Annotated in this window: 2 protein-coding genes; both read right to left on the reverse strand. The window is 44.5% G+C overall.

What is annotated here, in order from left to right; all coding sequences use genetic code 11:
• Nucleotides 1-16 precede the first annotated feature (16 nt).
• The gene (locus Q352_RS23635; RefSeq protein WP_156952607.1) at nucleotides 17-202 is read right to left on the reverse strand and encodes a hypothetical protein; all 186 of its coding nucleotides are present in this window, start codon (nucleotides 200-202) and stop codon (nucleotides 17-19) included.
• A gap of 147 nt (nucleotides 203-349) precedes the next feature.
• Nucleotides 350-1027, reverse strand: coding sequence for a YagK/YfjJ domain-containing protein (locus tag Q352_RS0117965; protein WP_084300377.1), 678 nt, complete (start codon nucleotides 1025-1027; stop codon nucleotides 350-352).
• Nucleotides 1028-1342: the final 315 nt, after the last annotated feature.

Raw genomic sequence — 1342 nt, forward strand, 5'->3', positions numbered from 1 at the left:
CAACCAGTCCTGATTGCTAATTTATGACTGGGATACCGGGCGGGGGAAGGTCATGTGCAACGCAGTTGCGCCATCTGGTGAAGGCTTTCGTGTAATGATCCAGTAAAAATTTGCTCTTGATTTGCTTGGCGGCTTGTTTCTCTGAGTTGTCCGGGCTCACGGCTTCTTCTTTGAATTCAGAGCTGAACTGCTGTGTGCTCATGAATATCTTTCTATGCTCAAATCATAGGGGAGGGCAGCATACTGCGGTCGGGGCAATCCGCCATGCCATCTTATCTGTGCGGAAGGGTGCAAGCAGGCTTGCGGGGGCTTTTTCTAGAAGAAAGTTACAAAAGAAATTTTGCATACGTCAGCTTCTCTGTGTCACCGTAAATCTGTGTAAAGCCAAATTGCTAGTGCCGAACGTTCGCACGTGTCTCGCCTGATGCGGGCAGCCAAGCCCTATGGCATCTTCCAAAATGGCTTCGCGTATTTCAAAATCTGGTTTGGTCAAGTACGCTAGGACCCTTGTGATCAAAATATGGCGCTTCCTGATATCTCGGCGATCAATCATGCCGATTCCTGATTCAGGGAAGTTGTCTGCCTCTCTGTTGCTATTCCAATATGTGCCAATCCCTTCCGTAATGTTTTTCATCCAGTAATCTCCAATGGCATCTCCGTAGTAAACCGCATTCCGTACTCGTGCTCCGTCAAAGATGAATAGGCAGTGATAGTGATAAGATTTGTCGCTGGTCCATTCTAAGCGCCAGATCATACCGACGTAGTACCTAAAGATGCTGGGTTTGCTGCGTCTGTTTGCGATCATTCTCTTGAAGTAATCACAAAATTCGATAAAGTGCATGCTTGATTGATATTCAACTCGAATGCCTAAATCAACTCTAACAAATAGCATCTTTGAAGGGCCATGCTCCCAGAGAGCGTTCAGATAGTCTACGCCACTCTGAAATGTGGCTGGCTGTGGTTTTGGATGGCACTCTGTTAGTAACTCTTCGAATGAGTAGGAACTATTTGCTTCTTGCGACCACATTGTGGCTTCTCCTGTAACTAGTGCTCAAGATGTTTATCTTCTTGATGGTTTGGCAGGCAGATATAAACTTTATTAAACTAAAGAGAGTTGTAATGATAAATATATACCAAAACCGAGATTGTGAATTCACATGCTTTGAGTGTGGTGATTTTAAGTTTATGTCTGTGTTAGCCTAGTTTTTATAACTTTCCATAATATACAGACTTGTTTTTAATTGATAAAAAATCATGTGGTGAATGCGCGACGTCCCCCCGGATTTGAGTAGCACGCTGGTCTAGAGTCCAATCCTAGTGGTGAGGGAGATTGGGCATGAAA

The organism is Microvirgula aerodenitrificans DSM 15089 (genome assembly GCF_000620105.1).
In the GTDB taxonomy this organism is placed as follows: Bacteria; Pseudomonadota; Gammaproteobacteria; order Burkholderiales; family Aquaspirillaceae; genus Microvirgula; species Microvirgula aerodenitrificans.

Coding starts and splice junctions, on each gene's coding strand:
- Q352_RS23635 (WP_156952607.1), bottom strand. CDS start 202: ATGAGCACACAGCAGTTCAGCTCTGAATTCAAAGAAGAAGCCGTGAGC.
- Q352_RS0117965 (WP_084300377.1), bottom strand. CDS start 1,027: ATGTGGTCGCAAGAAGCAAATAGTTCCTACTCATTCGAAGAGTTACTA.